Raw genomic sequence first — 16489 nt, 5'->3', positions numbered from 1 at the left:
CGGCGTAGTCGCAACGCCGCCTTGTTCGGTTCTTTGTGACGAGGTAACACGATGGATAGAGCAGATGAGCAACTGATGTTGATTGGCGGAACAGCATTGCTGTATTCGCCAGGCGCAGTCGAGGCACAACGCCAGGCCGCTTTCGATTCAGTCCTGTACGCGCAGTTGGTAGCCAACAAGCACGCCGGTTCACGCGTGGACAATTATGAAAACTGGTATGCCGCGTATCGGGAGGCCTACCGCCAACTGGGCTGGATCAAGCTGGCCAGTACTCATGACCTGAAACCGTTGGGGCGACCTGTGCGCAACGCGCATATACAGCCACTTGAAGCGTGGCTGAAGATGCGTTCGCTTCGCCATGAGGCCGTGCTGGCGGCGATAAAGACGGGCCTTGGCCAGTCTGCTGAAGGCTTCCGGCACTTGCTGAGTTTCTGCGCGCATGATCAGGCGCAGTGCTCCACCCTGGTCATCGAACTTGGCGTACTCAAGCCGGGCCCGGCGCTGGACTTGTGCAGCATCTCGCTGCAAATCGACAAGCCACTCTCGCTAGTTTCGCTGGAGACATTTCTGGGCGAACAAGTACTTGAGGGCGAGGCCGAGTTCAACGGCGTTTCCCTGGCATTGGATGAAGGACGCTTCCAACGCCAGCGTGATGAATTGCAGGCCTTGATGAAAACCAAGGATGCACAGGCCGTTTACCGGTTCGACCCTTACGCACAACCTACAGGAGCAGCATCATGAGTGAAGCCACGTCTGCCGTGATCGGCGCTGGGATTGTTTCGTTCTTGCCGGGCGTCGACGCCGCGCAGAAAAACAAGGTGAAGCTGGCCTTGGCAATGGCCGAAAGAGCCACCGAGGCCGCTTTCAAAGAGGGGCTGATTAAAGACTGGTTCGCTTATTACCGTAACCAACTCAAATTCATGGGGTGGGATGCGGTAACGGCTGAGCAGATCCATTGGCCGGACAAGACGCGTACGCAACAGACGGATCAGGTGCTGCAGACCCTGTCCAAAACTGCCGGGGACAGCTTTGCATCGTCGGTCAAAGTGTCCATTCAAGCGTTGCTGACCAAGCCGTCGGTGCTGAAGGAACTTGAGAAAAAGGCATTCGAGATGCAGCACTTTCAAGTGTTGGCCTGTGCGCCGGCCGGTAATAACCGTGTCGACATGGTGATTTACCACGAAACGGACAAGCAGTCTGTTTTCAGTGCAGGGTTCATCAGCCGCAAGCGCAGTTACAAGAATGTGCGTGCGGAGCTGGTCCGGTTCAATATTCTGGCCTTCGAGAACAGCGTAATGCCAAAAGTGCAGGAAAGCGTCGTCAAGGTATCCCTGGCGCGCATTCATGACTATGCCATCTAAGGCACCAGGTACCCTTTGATCCCTGTAAAAATGATCTGCGCCGCCAGGGCACAGACGAACAGCCCCATCAAACGGCTGACGATCTGCAGGCCCTGGTCGCCCAGGATTCGCTCGATACCGTGGGACAGGTAAAGCACTAGGCCGACAGTGAAACTGGCCAGGGCAATGCTGACGATGGCCAGCAGTTTTTCATCCCAGTGCGGCTGGCTCACCCCCATCACCAGCAGGGCACCGATGGTACCGGGGCCAACGGTCAGCGGAATGGTCAGCGGTACGATGGTTACATCCTGCTGCACGTTGTCGGCCTGTACCGCCGGCTTGCCCTGGGCCATGCCCAGGGCCGAAATGAACAGCACGCTGCCGGCACCGATGCGGAAGGCATCGGCGGTGATGCCGAAAATTCCGAAGATCGCGCGCCCGAACAGGTAGAGCATCACGCTGGCGACCAAGGCTGCGAACGCGACCTTCCAGGCCAGTTGCTTGCGCTCCTTGCTGGAGTGGCCGCGGGTCAGGCTGATGAAACACGACAGCACGAAGAACGGGCTGTAGAGCACGAGCATTTTCAGGTAGACGCTGAACAACTCATGGAGCATGAGCAGTGTTCCTTGGGTTTATGCCGGCGCGGCCTTGTGTCGCGAGGCCGCTCCTGCAAGAGCATTGGATATCGGTCAGGACGTATGTGCCGGGTCCACCTTGGCTTCCCGGTGATTGGCCCAGTATTGAATCAGCTCACGCAACTGCGACAACTCCACCGGCTTGGCCATGTGTCCGTCCATGCCTGCCAGCCGCGCGCGCTCCTTGTGTTCGGCCAGTATGTGCGCTGTCAAAGCCACCACCGGCGTGCGCTGGCGCTGGTTTTCAGCTTCCCAGGCCCGCAACTGCTGGGTGGCCGAGAAACCGTCCAGTATCGGCATCTCGCAGTCCATCAACACCAGGTCATAATGCTGCGCTTTCATTGCCTGCAAGGCCTCTTCGCCATTGCAGGCGGTATCGGGCCTGAGGTTGAGCTTGCCGAGCATGCTGCGGATCACCTTGGTCGAGATGCTGTTGTCTTCGGCGACCAGCACGCGGAAGTCGCCTGGCAGGTCCAGCGCCTGCGGGATGCCAGGCAGGCTGGCAGGCATCGCCTGTTCGCGGCCGCGCTGGGCCAGCTCCTCGGCCAGGGTGGTCTTCAATGTATAACCGGCCACCGGTTTGGCCAGTATTCGCTTGACCCCGGCGTTGCGCGCGATGACTTTGCTCGGCGCATTGCTGATGCCGGTGAGCATCACCACCAGGATGTCGTGGTTCAGGCTCGGGTCTTCCTTGATCTTGGCGGCCAGCTGCATGCCGGTCATGCCGGGCATGTTCTGGTCCAGCAGCACCGCGTCGAAGTAGTCGCGCAGGTGTGCCTTGGTGCGCAAAAGGGCCAGAGCCTCCTTGCCTGACGGCACCGCGCTGACGTTCATGCCCCAGGCGCTGCACTGCTGTACAAGCACCTTGCGGCACGTGTCGTTGTCGTCGACCACCAGCACGCGGGCATCGCGCAGCGGGCTGTCGAGGTCCGCCGGTGGCTGTTCCAGGCGCGAAGGGTCCAGCGGCAAGGTCAGCCACAAGGTGTTGCCCATGCCGGTGCTGCTCTTGATGCCGAACTCGCCCTGCATCAGACCGATCAGCTGTTTGGCAATGACCAGCCCCAGATGGCCGCCCAGCTTGTTGCTGGAAAGGAAGTGGTGGCTGTGCAACTCGGCCTGCAGCAAGGCTTCACGGTCGGCGGCGGGCAACGGCTCGCCGCTGTCCTGCACGGCGATACGCAGGCGTGGCACATCGCCGCGTTGATCCAGCGCCACCACCAGCAGGATCTCGCCCTGGTCGGTGTTTTTCAGGGCGTTTTCCAGCAGGCTCGACAAGGCCTGGCGCAGGCGCGTCGGGTCTCCGCTGATGACCCGCGGTACTTGTGGCTGGGTGAAACTGATCAGCTCGATGTTCTGTTGCTCGGCCTTGGCGCGGAAGATGTTCAGGCAATCCTCGATCAGCGCGTTAAGGTCGAACTGCACATCATCCAGCTCGATCTGCCGGGATTCCAGCTTGGAAATGTCCAGAATTTCGTTGATCAGCGTCAGCAGCTCGTTGCCGGCGCTGTGGATGGTCTGCACATAATCTCGTTGCTTCACCGACAGCGGTGTGCCCAGCAGCAGTTCAGTCATGCCGAGCACGCCGTTCATCGGGGTGCGGATTTCGTGGCTGATCTTGGCCAGGAACTCGGCTTTGGCGTTGATTTCTGCATCGCTGGCGGCCAGCGCGCGGCTGGCGCTGAAACGCTCCTCGCTTATGCGCCGCAGCCGTTCACTGACCGCCAGGTTGAGCAGCAGGCCACTGACCACGGTCAGGCCCAGCAGGATACACAGCAGCCAGGGTGTCGAGGTGCGTGTCAGGCCCAGCAGGGCTGGCAGCAGTACCAGGCCTCCGAGGTTGAACACCACCATTGCCAGGCTGAACAGGCGTCCGGGCGCATAACCCTTGTACCAGTGGTAGCTGCTGACCAGCAGCATGCTCACGCTGCCCAGCGCCATCAGGGCGTAGGTCATCAGGTTCAATGGCAGGGTATCGACGAACAGCAGCACCAGGCCACTGAGCCCGACAATCAGCATCTCACCCTGCAGCAGGCGGTTAAGCCGTGGCGAATTGCACGGCGAAAAGAAATGTTGGGTGAAATACAACCCGGACAGGCCGGCCAGGACCAGTGTCAGATAGGCGGCAGGCGTTTGCGCACTGTGCCACACATGCCACCAAGGGCCGCTGAGGTTCAGCAGGATCAGACCGCTGAGCAGCATCAGGCCGTGGTAGAGCGCCAGAATCAGGGTGGTGCTGGAGCGGGTGTAGAGGAAGCGGATCAGGTTGTGCATGATCAGCATGATCAGGCCGCCGAACAGCATGCCGAACAGCAGCGGCTGGCGTTGGTCCGAGGCTGCCTCGGCCGCAGGTTCAAGGCTGATGGCCGGACGCAGCTGGTGCTCTGAGGCCAGGCGCAAGTAGATGTCCAGCGGTTGCCTGCTGTTGGGCAGGGGCAATACATGGTCGCTGCCTCGCAGGGTCGGGCTGGCATTGCCGGCCTGGCGCCCGTGGTGCAGCTGACGCAGAAGTTGTTCGCCTTCGAGGGCGTAGAGGTCCAGGCCAGAAAGGTCCGGGGCAAATACCCGCAGCAGCTGCTCCTGGTCACCTGGTGCCAGACGATAGTGCAGCCACAAGGCCTGTCCAGCCGGGGCAGCATCAAGGTCGGCGAGAGGCAGTGGGCTGAACTGGTTGCGATAGCGCTCGGAGCGCACATCGCTCAGTTGCAGGTTGGCCTGTTCGTCGAGCAGAACGGTCCAGCCACCGTCATGTTCGGCCGCAGCCGGAAACATGCAGAGCAGGGTCAGCAAGCTGACGATCAGAGCTGAGGCAATCCGAAGCCGACGCACTACGAAATCCCTTCTTGGCCGATGTGCCGGGTACTCACTATGCGCGGCGCGCCAAGTCGAAGGCAAGGCCCATTCCGGGCCCTGTCGACGAGCCGGATGCCGCAGGCTGAAACCGCTACGGCATACCGGTAGTACTTACTGCTGGTGCTCACCGCGCTCGCGGGCGATGGCCCGATAGCCGATGTCGGAACGGTAGAAGCTGCCGTTCCAGCTGACTTCCTTGGCCAGGCGGTAAGCCTGCTGCTGCGCGTCGGCAACGGTGCTGCCCATGGCGGTGGCACACAGCACGCGCCCGCCGTTGGTGGTTACCTTGCCATCCTTGAGCGCAGTACCGGCATGGAATACCTTGCCTTCGATCTTGGCGGCAGCGTCCAGGCCGTTGATCACGTCGCCCTTGGCGTAGTCGCCCGGGTAACCGCCCGCTGCCAGGACCACGCCCAGGCTCGGGCGCGGGTCCCACTGGGCTTCGACCTTGTCCAGTGCCTTGGCGAATGCAGCTTCCACCAGCAGGACCAGGCTCGACTCCAGGCGCAGCATGACCGGCTGGGTTTCCGGGTCGCCGAAGCGGCAGTTGAACTCGATGACCTTGGGGTTGCCCGCCTTGTCGATCATCAGGCCGGCGTAGAGGAAGCCGGTGTAGACGTTGCCTTCCTCGGCCATGCCGCGCACGGTTGGCCAGATCACCTGGTCCATCACGCGCTGGTGCACGTCGGCGGTAACGACCGGGGCAGGGGAGTAGGCGCCCATGCCGCCCGTGTTCGGGCCGGTGTCCTGGTCGCCGACGCGCTTGTGGTCCTGGCTGGTGGCCATGGGCAGCACATTGTGGCCGTCGACCATGACGATGAAGCTGGCTTCCTCGCCGTCGAGAAACTCTTCGATCACAACACGCGAACCTGCTTCACCGAAGGCGTTGCCAGCCAGCATGTCACGCACGGCGGCTTCGGCTTCTTCCAGCGTCATGGCGACGATCACGCCTTTGCCTGCCGCCAGGCCGTCGGCCTTGATCACGATTGGCGCGCCTTTTTCCTGCAGGTAGGCCAGCGCTGGCTCGATCTCGGTGAAATTCTGGTAGTCGGCGGTCGGGATCTTGTGACGCGCCAGGAAATCCTTGGTGAAGGCCTTGGAGCCTTCCAGCTGGGCCGCGCCCTTGGTTGGACCGAAGCAGTCCAGGCCGCGGCTGCGGAACAGGTCGACCACGCCGATAACCAGCGGTGCTTCCGGGCCGACGATGGTCAGGTCGACGTTTTTCTCGGCGAAGTCGGCCAATTGCTCCAGGGCGCACACGTCGATGGCGACGTTCTCGCACTTGGCTTCAATGGCGGTACCGGCGTTGCCCGGGGCAACGAAGACTTTCTCGACGCGTGGGTCCTGGGCGACTTTCCAGGCCAGGGCGTGCTCACGGCCGCCGCTGCCGATGATCAAAACTTTCATGTCAAAACCTCGATTCAAGTGATCCCGTGGCTTGCGCCGAACACTGTGGGAGCGGGCTTGCCCGCGAATGCGGCGGTGAATCCACCATCGTATTCGCGGGCAAGCCCGCTCCCACAGGATCTCGACTCGCCTCGGGATCCGCGTAATTAGTGGCGGAAGTGGCGCATGCCAGTGAAGACCATCGCGATGCCGGCCTCGTCGGCAGCAGCGATGACTTCAGCATCACGCATCGAACCACCCGGCTGGATCACGGCGCTGATACCCACTTTAGCTGCATTGTCGATGCCGTCACGGAACGGGAAGAATGCATCCGACGCCATGACCGCGCCCTGCACCTGCAGGCCAGCGTGCTCGGCCTTGATTGCAGCGATGCGGGCGGAGTTGACGCGGCTCATCTGGCCGGCGCCGACGCCGATGGTCTGGCGCTGCTTGGCGTAGACAATGGCGTTGGACTTGACGAACTTGGCCACTTTCCAGGCGAATACCAAGTCGTGGATCTCTTGCTCGGTCGGGGCACGCTTGGTGACGATCTTCAGATCATCGGCGGTGATCATGCCGATATCGCGGCTTTGCACCAGCAGGCCACCGTTGACGCGCTTGAAGTCCCAACCGGCAGCGCGCTCGGCTGGCCACTCGCCGCACTCCAGCAGGCGTACGTTCTGTTTGGCAGCCACCACGTCGCGGGCGGCCTGGGAGATTTTCGGGGCGATGATCACTTCGACGAACTGGCGGTCGACAATGGCCTTGGCGGTTTCGCCGTCCAGTTCACGGTTGAATGCGATGATGCCGCCGAACGCCGATTCGGTGTCGGTCGCGTAGGCCAGGTCGTAGGCTTTGCGGATGCCGCCTTCGTCTTCAGGTACTACCGCCACGCCGCACGGGTTGGCGTGCTTGACGATGACGCAGGCCGGCTTGACGAAGCTCTTTACGCATTCCAGCGCAGCGTCAGTGTCGGCCACGTTGTTGAATGACAGTTCCTTGCCTTGCAGCTGGACAGCGGTGGAAATGCTGGCTTCGCCTTTCTTGGCTTCTACATAGAACGCCGCGCTCTGGTGCGGGTTCTCGCCGTAACGCATTTCCTGTGCCTTGACGAACTGGCTGTTGAAGGTGCGCGGGAATTCGCTGCGCGCCTCGGTGCTCAGAGTGTCCTTGGCCTGGTCGATGGTGCCCATGTAGTTGGCGATCATGCCGTCGTAGGCGGCAGTGTGCTCGAACGCCTTGAGCATCAGGTCGAAGCGCTGGGCATAGGTCAGGCCACCGGCCTTGAGGCCTTCGACGATGCCGGCGTAGTCGCTGGCGTTGACCACGATGGCCACGTCCTTGTGGTTCTTGGCTGCCGAACGGACCATGGTCGGGCCGCCGATGTCGATGTTCTCGATGGCGGTCGGCAGGTCACAGCCAGGCTTGGAAATGGTGGCTTCGAACGGGTACAGGTTGACCGCAACCAGGTCGATCGGCTTGATGCCGTGCTCGTTCATGATGGCGTCGTCGGTGCCACGACGGCCGAGGATACCGCCGTGGATCTTCGGGTGCAGGGTTTTGACCCGGCCATCCATCATTTCGGCGAAGCCGGTGTAGTCGGCCACTTCCACCGCGTTTACGCCGTTGTCCTTGAGCAGCTTGTAGGTGCCGCCGGTGGACAGGATCTCGACACCGAGCTGCTGCAGCTCACGGGCGAATTCGAGGATACCGGTCTTGTCGGAGACGCTGATCAGGGCGCGGCGGACTGGCAGGCGGGTAGTCTGGTCGGTCATTTCGGGTTCCAATAACGCGGTGGAGTCAGCAAAAAAGGCGCCTCTGTTCAGGGAGTCGCCTTTTCTGGATGGGATTCTGGCTTACAACAAGTCGTACTGCTTGAGCTTCTTGCGCAGGGTGCCTCGGTTCAGCCCGAGCATCTCGCTGGCCTTGGTCTGGTTGCCCTTCACGTAGTTCATCACGCTTTCGAGCAGGGGCGCCTCGACTTCGGAGAGCACCAGGTTGTACACGTCCGTCACGGTCGCGCCTTCCAGGTGGGCGAAGTAGTTGTGCAGCGCCTTCTCGACGCTGTCGCGAAGGGTCTGGCCCTCTTCGCTCGGCGTGTTGAGGTGCTGTTTCAGGTTGGCGTTGTCGCTCACGGGCGTTGTTCCACTCACAAATGTCTCGGTCATCATCGTCATGCGGCCACCCCTTGTCCGTCCTCTGTCTCAAGGCTCTGTCGACGTTCGCTGAAAAACGCGCGAACGTTGGCGCACTGCGCTTGTGTGTCTTCCAAAGCGTTGAACCGGGCGCGAAACTCCTTGCCGCCGGGTCGTGTTGCCAGGTACCAGCCAACGTGCTTGCGGGCGATACGTACGCCCATCACATCGCCATAGAAGGCATGCAGCGCGGCCAGATGCTCCAGCAGGATGCGTTCCACTTCGTCCAGTTGCGGCGCTGGCAGATGTTCGCCAGTGCGCAGGTAATGCTCGATCTCGCGAAAGATCCATGGCCGCCCCTGGGCAGCCCGGCCAATCAACAGGCCATCGACCCCGGTGGTTTCCAGCACCGCCCGGGCCTTTTCTGGCGAGGTGATATCGCCGTTGGCAAAAACCGGGATTGACACCGCCTGCTTGATGGCAGCGATGGTGTCGTACTCGGCTTCGCCGGTGTACAGGTCGGCACGTGTGCGGCCATGCACCGCCAGCGCCTGGATGCCAGCCTGTTCGGCGATCTTCGCCACGTTCAGGCCGTTCTTGTTCGCCCGGTCCCATCCGGTGCGGATTTTCAGGGTCACCGGTACGTCCACGGCGCTGACCACGGCGTGGAGGATCTCGCTGACCAAGGCTTCATCTCTCAATAAAGCAGAGCCTGCGGCTTTGTTGCAGACTTTTTTTGCCGGACAGCCCATGTTGATATCGATGATCTGGGCACCCGCCTCGACATTGGCCTTTGCCGCCGCTGCCATCATCTGCGCATCGCCGCCGGCGATCTGCACCGAGCGTGGCTCGGGATCACCTTCATGGATGCGGCGCAGGCTCGACTTGCGGCTGTTCCACAGGCTCATGTCGCTGCTAACCATTTCCGACACCACCATACCGGCGCCCAGGCGCTGGCAAAGTGTACGGAAAGGCTGGTCCGTGACCCCGGCCATGGGCGCGAGGATCAGGTTGTTACGTAGTGTGTATTGGCCGATGCGTACCGCCGACATAGGTGATCCCTGTTGTGGGGCCGAATCTTGGAGTTCGAAAAAGGGTTGGCATGATACCCGCTCTCGATGACTGGATAAAGATGGATTTGGATAAAATCTGAACAGTTATCGGCTTATGCCTTTGCGCTTCAAGCAGCAGGCGACAGGACGAAAAGCGGTCGCGGTTGGGGCTTCTTGTCTTGTCGCTCGCTGCTGGCCGCTTGTCGCCTACTCCGGCGAACGGAAGCTCAGGCTGTAATTCACGGCCTTCGGGCCAGGGTCGAGGATGTCCAGGGCAATGTGGATTGGCGTCTGGCTGGGCATTTCGCCACGCCCTGCCAGTTCGCCCGACAGGTACTCGCTGGGCTTGAAGCGACGGCTGGCGATCAGTTGGCCATTGAGGTCGGCGAAGCGCAGCTCCAGCAACGGGAATGGCTGGGCGAACGGCGCGCGGTTGTAGATGATCGCGTCGACAATCAGCGCGCCCTTGAAGTCCGGGTGGCTGCGTACCACCAGATTGCTGCTCTTGATGCGTGCAATATCGACGCGGGTAGGCACCTGGCAACCGACCATCGGGCAGATCTGCTGGAAAATCGGCCGATACTGGTCCTGGCGGGCCATTTCGTCGAAGTGGAACCACACGTACTGGAACGCGAGCAGGCCGGCAGCCAGCAGGGTCAGAAAGCCCCACAGCAGGCGCTTGCCCCAGTTGGGTGCGGGTTTTTCCCAGCCTAGCTGCAAGGGGTCGTCGACCACATCGACCAGCGGCTCCTTGCGCGAGGGGCGCTCGGGTTTGCCGGCAAGGCCTGGTTCCAGGCGCTCTCCGGGCAGCGGCTCGACGGGCTCGTCGTCATGCGCCGACAGGCGCAGCGCCAGTGGCTCGTCGTCGCGGGCGCTCAGGCCCGTTTCCGGGGTTTCGTCATCGCTGATGCGCAGCGGTTCGCTGAATGCGGGCTGGTCATCGCGTTCGGCCGCACCGTGCACGGGGGGCTCGCCATCGATGTCCAGGTCAAGGTTGCTGCCCAGGGTAGGCTCGGTGCGTTCGCCGGGTGCAGGCTCCAGGTCGAGCTCCAAAGGTTCCGGTTCCAGCAGCACCGGGGTAGGCTCTGCCGGTTCCTGCGGCACGTAGGGCTCATCGGTAGCCGTGCCGAAAAGGTCTTCTGCGTGCTCGTCCGGGTGAAGTTCATCGCGCCGTGCCTGCAGCTTGTCATCCTGGCTGGCCGGGTGGGTCGGGGCCGGTTGGCCACGACGCTCCAGGCGCTCCAGTTCCTTGTCGAGGTCGAGCTCGTCCAGCGCCTGGGCAGTCAGCGCCCAGTCCTGGTCAGGGGGGGTGCCGCGTACGCTGGTGGCAGGCTCTTGCGCCGGCTCGGCCAGCGGCTCGGCAGGCACTGCAGGTACCGGTGCCGGCACCACGGGGGCGCTGGTGGTGGCGGCGCGGTTTTGCTCCAGCAGCTGCTTGGCGGCATTGAATACCTGCAGGCAGTGACCGCAGCGCACCACGCCACGGGCCACGCCCAACTGGTGGTGGGTGACGCGAAAGCTGGTCTGGCAATGCGGGCACTGGGTGACGAAACTGTCGGTCATGCGGCGATCCGGGAGCTGTGCAGAAAAGTATTCTAGGCCCGCTTAGCGACGCCGACCACTGATGCGCACCCAGCCGTCGCGCACGACGATCGGGTCCAGTTCAAAGTCGGCGGCATAAGCGGCGGCCACGTCTTCACCTTGCTCGGCGAGGATGCCCGAAAGCGCCAGCAGGCCACCTGGGCGAACCAGGCCGGACAACTGTGGCGCCAGCGACACCAGCGGGCCGGCGAGGATGTTGGCAACCAGCACGTCGGCCTGCATCGCCGGCATGTGTTCGGGCAGGTACAGCGCCAGTTTCTCGTCGGCAATGCCGTTGCGTTGGGCGTTGTCGCGCGAAGCCTCGATGGCCTGCACGTCGATGTCGGTGCCTACCGCTTCGCGGGCGCCCAGCAGCAGCGCAGCGATGGCCAGGATGCCCGAACCGCAGCCAAAGTCCAGCACCTGGGTGCCTTCAAGCTGCTGGCCGTCGAGCCATTCCAGGCACAGGGCCGTGGTGGGGTGGGTGCCGGTGCCAAAGGCCAGGCCCGGGTCGAGCCGCAGGTTCACGGCGTCCTTTTCCGGGGCATCGTGCCAGCTGGGCACGATCCACAGGCGGCGGCCGAAGCGCATCGGCTGGAAGTTGTCCATCCAGCTGCGTTCCCAGTCCTGGTCCTCGATCACCTCGGCCTGGTGCTCGGGCAGCTCGGCGCCGGTCAGCAGGCGCAGGTGGGAGAACACCTGTTCAGGGTCGGCATCGGCCTCGAACAGCGCCAGCAGGTGAGTGTGCGACCACAGCGGGGTGGTGTTGAGGTCTGGTTCGAAGATCGGTTGATCTTCGGCATCCATGAACGTGACCGAGACGGCGCCTACTTCAAGCAGCGCATCTTCATAGGTTTCGGCTTGTTCCGGGCTGATGGCCAGGCGTACTTGCAGCCAGGGCATGGCGGGCACCTTTGATAAATCGACAGGGGCAGCCCTAGGCTGCGCGAAGGCTGGCAGTTTACGCGAGTGCGGGGGATTTGTGGATCGGGGGCTGCACTGCAGCCCCCGGGCATGTATCAGACAAAACAGAGCGACAGCGACTCGGCTATATAAGCAGGCTTCTCTTCACCCTCGATCTCCAGCGTGGCAATCGCCTTGAGTAGCCACTGCCCCGGTTTTTTCTCGGTCACCTCGCCCAGCTTTACCTTCAGCCGAACCCGGCTGTCGACCTTGACCGGCTGAATGAAGCGCACGCTGTCCAGCCCGTAGTTCACCACCATCTTCAGCCCTTGCGGCAGAACGAGGATGTCCTCGATCAGCTTGGGGATCAGCGACAAGGTCAGGAAACCATGGGCAATCGTGCCGCCAAACGGGGTTTTTGCTGCCTTCTCGGGGTCGACATGGATGAACTGGAAGTCGCCGGTCGCCTCGGCGAACAGGTTGATGCGCTGCTGGTCGATCTTCACCCACTCCGAGTGGCCCAGCTCCTTGCCAACGTACTGCGAAAGCTCTGTAACCGGTACATGGGGCATCGCGGACTCTCCGGGTTGTCAGTTGGTACGAAAGTACAAGATCAGCACGGCGAACCGTTTCAGTCAAGTTGCCCGCTTTTCGGCGAATGTCGGTCTACAGCCGAGCGTGCTTATAATGGCGGCCATGCCCGAGGGAGATGCTTATGCTGTTGCGTGGTTTGACCTGGCTGGTACTGTTCCAGCTGCTGGGGACGGCGATCAATCACCTGTTCGTGCCGTTTTTGCCCGGGCCGATCATCGGCCTGTTGTTGCTGCTGCTCTTCCTCATGGCCCGCGGTGAGGTCGGCAAGCCGCTGAATGAGGCCGCCAGCAGCTTGCTGCGCTATCTCCCGCTACTGCTGGTGCCGCCGGCAGTCGGGGTGATGGTATATGCCAAGGACATTGCCGCCGACTTCTGGGCGATTGCCGGGGCCTTGCTGATCTCCTGTCTCGTGACCCTGGTGTTCGTCGGTGTGCTGATGCAAAAGCTCATCCAGCGCCAGGGCAAGCGTGAGGAGCAGCCATGATGCTCGATTGGCAGGGCGCGCTCGATGCGGTCATTCATCACCCATTGTTCGGTATCGGCATCACGCTGGGGGCCTATCAGGTAGTGCTGGCAGCCTACGAGAAAACCCGCTGGATCTTCCTGCAACCTGTATTGGTATCGATGCTGCTGGTGATCGGTGTGTTGCTGCTGTGCGGCATCGATTACAGCGAGTACCGCAGAAGCACCGAAATCATGAACATCCTGCTGGGGCCCGCTACGGTGGCCCTGGCTGTGCCGCTCTATCTCAACCTGCGGCGGATCCGCCAGCTGTTCTGGCCTACATTTACTACGCTGGTAGTCGGAGGCCTGTTCGCCACGCTCTGCTGCCTGGTGCTGGGTTTGTGGTTCGGTGCCGAGCACATGATCCTGATGACCATGGCGCCGAAGTCCGTCACCTCGCCGATCGCCATGCTGGTGGCTGAGCAGATTGGTGGCGTGGCGGCCCTGGCGGCAGTGTTCGTGTTGATTACCGGGGTGATCGGGGCGATCTTCGGCCCGGCGTTGCTGAGCCGCTTCGGCGTGCACAGCCCTGAGGCGCGCGGCATGTCGCTGGGCGTGACCGCGCACGCAGTGGGCACTTCGGTGGCCCTGCAGGAAAGTGACGAATGCGGCGCCTTTGCCGCGCTGGCGATGAGCCTGATGGGAGTGGCTACAGCGGTGTTCCTGCCGCTGGCGGTCAGCCTGGTGGCTTGAGGAATTGTGATGACGCTACCGCTGTTTCCGCTCAATACCGTGCTGTTTCCTGGCTGCTTTCTCGATTTGCAGATTTTCGAGGCGCGCTACCTGGACATGATCGGGCGCTGCATGAAGCAGGGCGAAGGGTTTGGTGTGGTGTGCATCCTTGAGGGCGAGCAAGTCGGCAAGGCGCCGCCGGTGGTCGCCTCGATCGGCTGTGAAGCGGTGATCCGCGACTTCGTGCAGCAGGATAACGGCTTGCTGGGTATCCGCGTCGAGGGCGTGCGGCGCTTCAATCTGGAAAGCTCCGAGGTGCAGAAGGACCAGTTGCTGGTGGGCCAGGTGCAATGGCTGCCGGAGCAGGCCGACAGCCCGTTGCTGGAAGCCGATGACGACCTATTGGCGCTGCTGGTGGCTCTGGGTGAGCACCCCATGGTCGAAGCGCTGGGCATGCCGCGGCCGGTGGACGGGCGTCAGGCGCTGGCCAATCAGCTGGCGTACCTGTTGCCGTTCATGGAAGAGGACAAGCTGGACCTGCTGACCCTCGATTCGCCACAGCAGCGGCTGGGCGAGATTCAGAAACTGCTGGAGCGGATTCAGGGTGAGTTGTTCGCCTGATGGTTCTGTATTGCCTGTGCCGGCCCCTTCGCGGGTAAACCCGCTCCTACGACAGGCGCGATCCCCGCGTAGGAGCGGGTTCACCCGCGAATAGGCCCGCACAGGCAACATCAATATTGATACCTGACCAACGCCTGCGGCAGCGCATGCATGGCGAAGAACGCCAGCAGCGCCACGCATGCCGGCAACACCAGCCACCACACCCGCAGCGGCAGGGCTGGCAGGGTCTGCTGGCGTTGCACCAATGTCAGGCTGAGTGCGCACACGCAACAAGCCAGCAGGGCCCCGGCCAGGATATCGGTTGGCCAGTGCGCCCCCAGGTACACCCGCGACAGGGCAATCGCCAGCGCTGGAATGCACCCCAGCATCATCCAGGTCAGGCGCATCCGTGGTGGCTGGCCACGCCCTGCCAGCACGGCCATGACCAGGAAGAACGCGAACGATGCCGAGCTGTGCCCGCTGGGCATGCTGTAGCTGGTCAGTGGGTCGGTCAGTACTTCCGGCCTGGCCCGGGCAAATAGCCATTTCAGTGTGCCGTTGGCGATCGCCGTGCCCATCAACGCGCCCGCCGCGAAAAATGCGTGTCGCCATTGACGGGCAAGCAGCAGCAGGCCTGTCAGCAGGGCGCCGAGGAACAACTGGGTGCGGAAATCGCCTAGCCGTGTCACCAGCACCACGGTGCTGTCGATGGCCTGGCTGCGATGCTCCTGGACCAGTGTCATCACGCCTTGGTCGAACTCATGGAAGTAGGGCCAGCCGAGGAATACACCGGCCAGGGTGATGAAGCTGAGCGCGGCAACCAGCCTGGTGCCGTGGCGCTGGTCACGCAGGCTGGTATTGAGGCTCAGGCCGATCAGCACCGCGAGGGCGCCGGCGATGATCCCGGCGTCCAGCCAGAAGCCTTCCGGCAGGGGCAGGCGCATGGCGGCGCCGGTGGCCCAGCCGGGCAGCAGGTAGGCGACCGACCAGCCGGCGCCCGCCAGCAGGCTGACGGCGATGAAGCGCGGCAGGGGCATGTCGAACATGCCGGCGACCATTGGCAGCATCGGCCGCAGCGGGCCGATGAAGCGGCCTACCAGCAGGCTGGCGATGCCATAACGCTGGAAGTAGCTTTCGGCGCTGCCGATCCATTCCGGATGGTGGCGTAGCAGCGGCAGGCGGCGGATGTTCTGGTGGAAGTACTTGCCCACTGCGTAAGACATGGCGTCGCCCAGCAGGCCGCCGAGAAAGCCGAGGAGCAGCGTTTCGCCCAGGCTGAACGTGCCGTTACCGGCCAGTACCGCAACGGCGAACAGCAGTACGGTGCCCGGCACGATAATGCCGGCGATGGCCAGGCATTCGATGCAGGCCACCAGGAAAATCGCCAGGCCAAGCCACTGCGGGTTGGCGCTGAGCCAGCCGGTCAGGCTGTCGAGCCATTGGCCCATGTTCAGCTTCCTTGTTCGAGAATGAAGAAATCACGGCCTTCGACTTGGCCGCGGCGTAACGGGTTCCGTGTGCAGAAACGGGCGTACTCGGCATCGACGAAGCGGTACGGCAGGTGCTCGTCGCGCCCGTGCGGGATGCCCAGGCGAGCAGCCTGGATCACCCGGGGCACGGCGTTGCCGCAGTCCTCGACGTACAGGCGTTCGGCGTCGAAACGCTGGGCGTCCCAATGCGGCACTTTCAGGCCCAGGGCCCGGCATAGCAGGGTCTGGCCGGCGCACAGGCGCTCTTGCGGGCGGATATTGCCGCTTGCATCGGGATTGTTCAGTTGCATCTGCGCCAGGCTGTCGGGCCCCGAGAGGGTGTCCTGCCAAGGATAGGCAGACTTGATCAGCACCGCGTTGCCCGGCCCGTGGGCGCTGAAGTTCAGCGAATCGCCGCCGCGGGCGTAGTACATGTAGATGTGCCCCCCATCCAGGAATAGCGCCTTGCGTTTTTCGGTGTAGCCGAGCGAAGCGTGGCTACCTTTGTCGGAAAGGTAGTAGGCCTCGGTCTCGATGATTCGCGCGGCCAGCCACAGGTCGCCGTGGCGGTGACGGATGACCTTGCCCAGCAGTGCCTTGGCCAGGGTCTGGGCGTCGCGGTCGAAAAAGCTGTCGGGCAGGGCTGGCATGCGGGGCAGTTCGTGGCTGGAGAGGCGGGGATGATAGCAATGAATGGCTTAATCGAGGCTGAATCGGATGGTGATGTGGGCAGTGCCGGCCCGTTCGCGGGTAAACCCGCTCCTACAC

Annotated in this window: 16 protein-coding genes; 5 read left to right on the top strand and 11 right to left on the bottom strand. The window is 62.7% G+C overall.

Annotation, left to right across the window (positions count from 1 at the left end; translation table 11 throughout):
• Positions 1 to 51: 51 nt before the first annotated feature.
• Both AC3RCM_RS24525 and AC3RCM_RS24520 read left to right on the top strand, forming a co-directional pair.
• Positions 52 to 741: a hypothetical protein gene (locus AC3RCM_RS24525; protein ID WP_012053822.1), complete on the top strand. Its 690-nt coding sequence runs from the start codon at positions 52 to 54 to the stop codon at positions 739 to 741.
• The gene (locus tag AC3RCM_RS24520) at positions 738 to 1361 is read left to right on the top strand and encodes a hypothetical protein (protein WP_012053821.1); all 624 of its coding nucleotides are present in this window, start codon (positions 738 to 740) and stop codon (positions 1359 to 1361) included. The genes AC3RCM_RS24525 and AC3RCM_RS24520 overlap by 4 nt, the downstream gene beginning before the upstream one ends.
• Here AC3RCM_RS24520 and AC3RCM_RS24515 read toward each other — a convergent pair.
• The 9 genes from AC3RCM_RS24515 to AC3RCM_RS24475 form a co-directional block, all read right to left on the bottom strand.
• Entirely contained in the window at positions 1358 to 1954 is a 597-nt protein-coding gene (locus tag AC3RCM_RS24515) for a MarC family protein (protein ID WP_012053820.1), read from the bottom strand. The two genes, AC3RCM_RS24520 and AC3RCM_RS24515, sit on opposite strands and share 4 nt — an antisense overlap.
• A gap of 75 nt (positions 1955 to 2029) precedes the next feature.
• Entirely contained in the window at positions 2030 to 4801 is a 2772-nt protein-coding gene (locus AC3RCM_RS24510; RefSeq protein WP_492629229.1) for a hybrid sensor histidine kinase/response regulator, read from the bottom strand.
• A gap of 135 nt (positions 4802 to 4936) precedes the next feature.
• Complete coding sequence (gene purD / locus AC3RCM_RS24505) at positions 4937 to 6232, bottom strand: phosphoribosylamine--glycine ligase (RefSeq protein ID WP_003249685.1); 1296 nt, start codon at positions 6230 to 6232, stop codon at positions 4937 to 4939.
• A gap of 146 nt (positions 6233 to 6378) precedes the next feature.
• The gene (gene purH, locus AC3RCM_RS24500) at positions 6379 to 7986 is read right to left on the bottom strand and encodes a bifunctional phosphoribosylaminoimidazolecarboxamide formyltransferase/IMP cyclohydrolase (RefSeq protein ID WP_003249687.1); all 1608 of its coding nucleotides are present in this window, start codon (positions 7984 to 7986) and stop codon (positions 6379 to 6381) included.
• 81 nt (positions 7987 to 8067) lie between these two features.
• Positions 8068 to 8388 carry a DNA-binding transcriptional regulator Fis gene (gene fis, locus AC3RCM_RS24495; protein WP_012274390.1) on the bottom strand — a complete coding sequence of 107 codons (321 nt, stop codon included), beginning with the start codon at positions 8386 to 8388 and terminating at the stop codon, positions 8068 to 8070.
• Complete coding sequence (gene dusB, locus AC3RCM_RS24490; protein WP_003249695.1) at positions 8385 to 9398, bottom strand: tRNA dihydrouridine synthase DusB; 1014 nt, start codon at positions 9396 to 9398, stop codon at positions 8385 to 8387. Before dusB ends, fis begins: the two co-directional genes overlap by 4 nt.
• Positions 9399 to 9605: 207 nt before the next feature.
• A complete protein-coding gene (locus AC3RCM_RS24485) occupies positions 9606 to 10961 on the bottom strand; it encodes a DUF3426 domain-containing protein (protein WP_064491152.1) in 1356 nt (451 codons plus the stop codon).
• Between the two features lie 42 nt (positions 10962 to 11003).
• On the bottom strand, positions 11004 to 11882 hold the full coding sequence (gene prmA / locus AC3RCM_RS24480) for a 50S ribosomal protein L11 methyltransferase (RefSeq protein WP_492629228.1): 879 nt from the start codon (positions 11880 to 11882) through the stop codon (positions 11004 to 11006).
• Positions 11883 to 11998: 116 nt separating this feature from the next.
• The gene (locus AC3RCM_RS24475; protein WP_003249703.1) at positions 11999 to 12454 is read right to left on the bottom strand and encodes a MaoC family dehydratase; all 456 of its coding nucleotides are present in this window, start codon (positions 12452 to 12454) and stop codon (positions 11999 to 12001) included.
• 143 nt (positions 12455 to 12597) lie between these two features.
• Here AC3RCM_RS24475 and AC3RCM_RS24470 point away from each other — a divergent pair, with 143 nt between their 5' ends.
• Genes AC3RCM_RS24470 through AC3RCM_RS24460 form a run of 3 tightly spaced genes read left to right on the top strand, consistent with a single transcriptional unit; the run spans position 12598 to position 14273 of the window.
• Positions 12598 to 12960, top strand: coding sequence for a CidA/LrgA family protein (locus AC3RCM_RS24470; RefSeq protein ID WP_049586734.1), 363 nt, complete (start codon positions 12598 to 12600; stop codon positions 12958 to 12960).
• Positions 12957 to 13673 carry an LrgB family protein gene (locus AC3RCM_RS24465; RefSeq protein ID WP_492629227.1) on the top strand — a complete coding sequence of 239 codons (717 nt, stop codon included), beginning with the start codon at positions 12957 to 12959 and terminating at the stop codon, positions 13671 to 13673. Before AC3RCM_RS24470 ends, AC3RCM_RS24465 begins: the two co-directional genes overlap by 4 nt.
• A 9-nt stretch (positions 13674 to 13682) precedes the next feature.
• A complete protein-coding gene (locus tag AC3RCM_RS24460) occupies positions 13683 to 14273 on the top strand; it encodes an LON peptidase substrate-binding domain-containing protein (protein ID WP_003249708.1) in 591 nt (196 codons plus the stop codon).
• A gap of 110 nt (positions 14274 to 14383) precedes the next feature.
• On the opposite strand, the gene AC3RCM_RS24455 is transcribed toward AC3RCM_RS24460, so the two are convergent.
• Positions 14384 to 15700: a bifunctional DedA family/phosphatase PAP2 family protein gene (locus AC3RCM_RS24455; protein ID WP_492629226.1), complete on the bottom strand. Its 1317-nt coding sequence runs from the start codon at positions 15698 to 15700 to the stop codon at positions 14384 to 14386.
• Between the two features lie 2 nt (positions 15701 to 15702).
• Positions 15703 to 16371: a DNA-3-methyladenine glycosylase gene (locus AC3RCM_RS24450; RefSeq protein ID WP_010955424.1), complete on the bottom strand. Its 669-nt coding sequence runs from the start codon at positions 16369 to 16371 to the stop codon at positions 15703 to 15705.
• Positions 16372 to 16489: the final 118 nt, after the last annotated feature.

The organism is Pseudomonas sp. GW823-FHT05G12, assembly GCF_058795575.1.
Note: the sequence above shows the minus strand (reverse complement) of the source record. Positions and strands in the feature narration are given on the sequence as shown.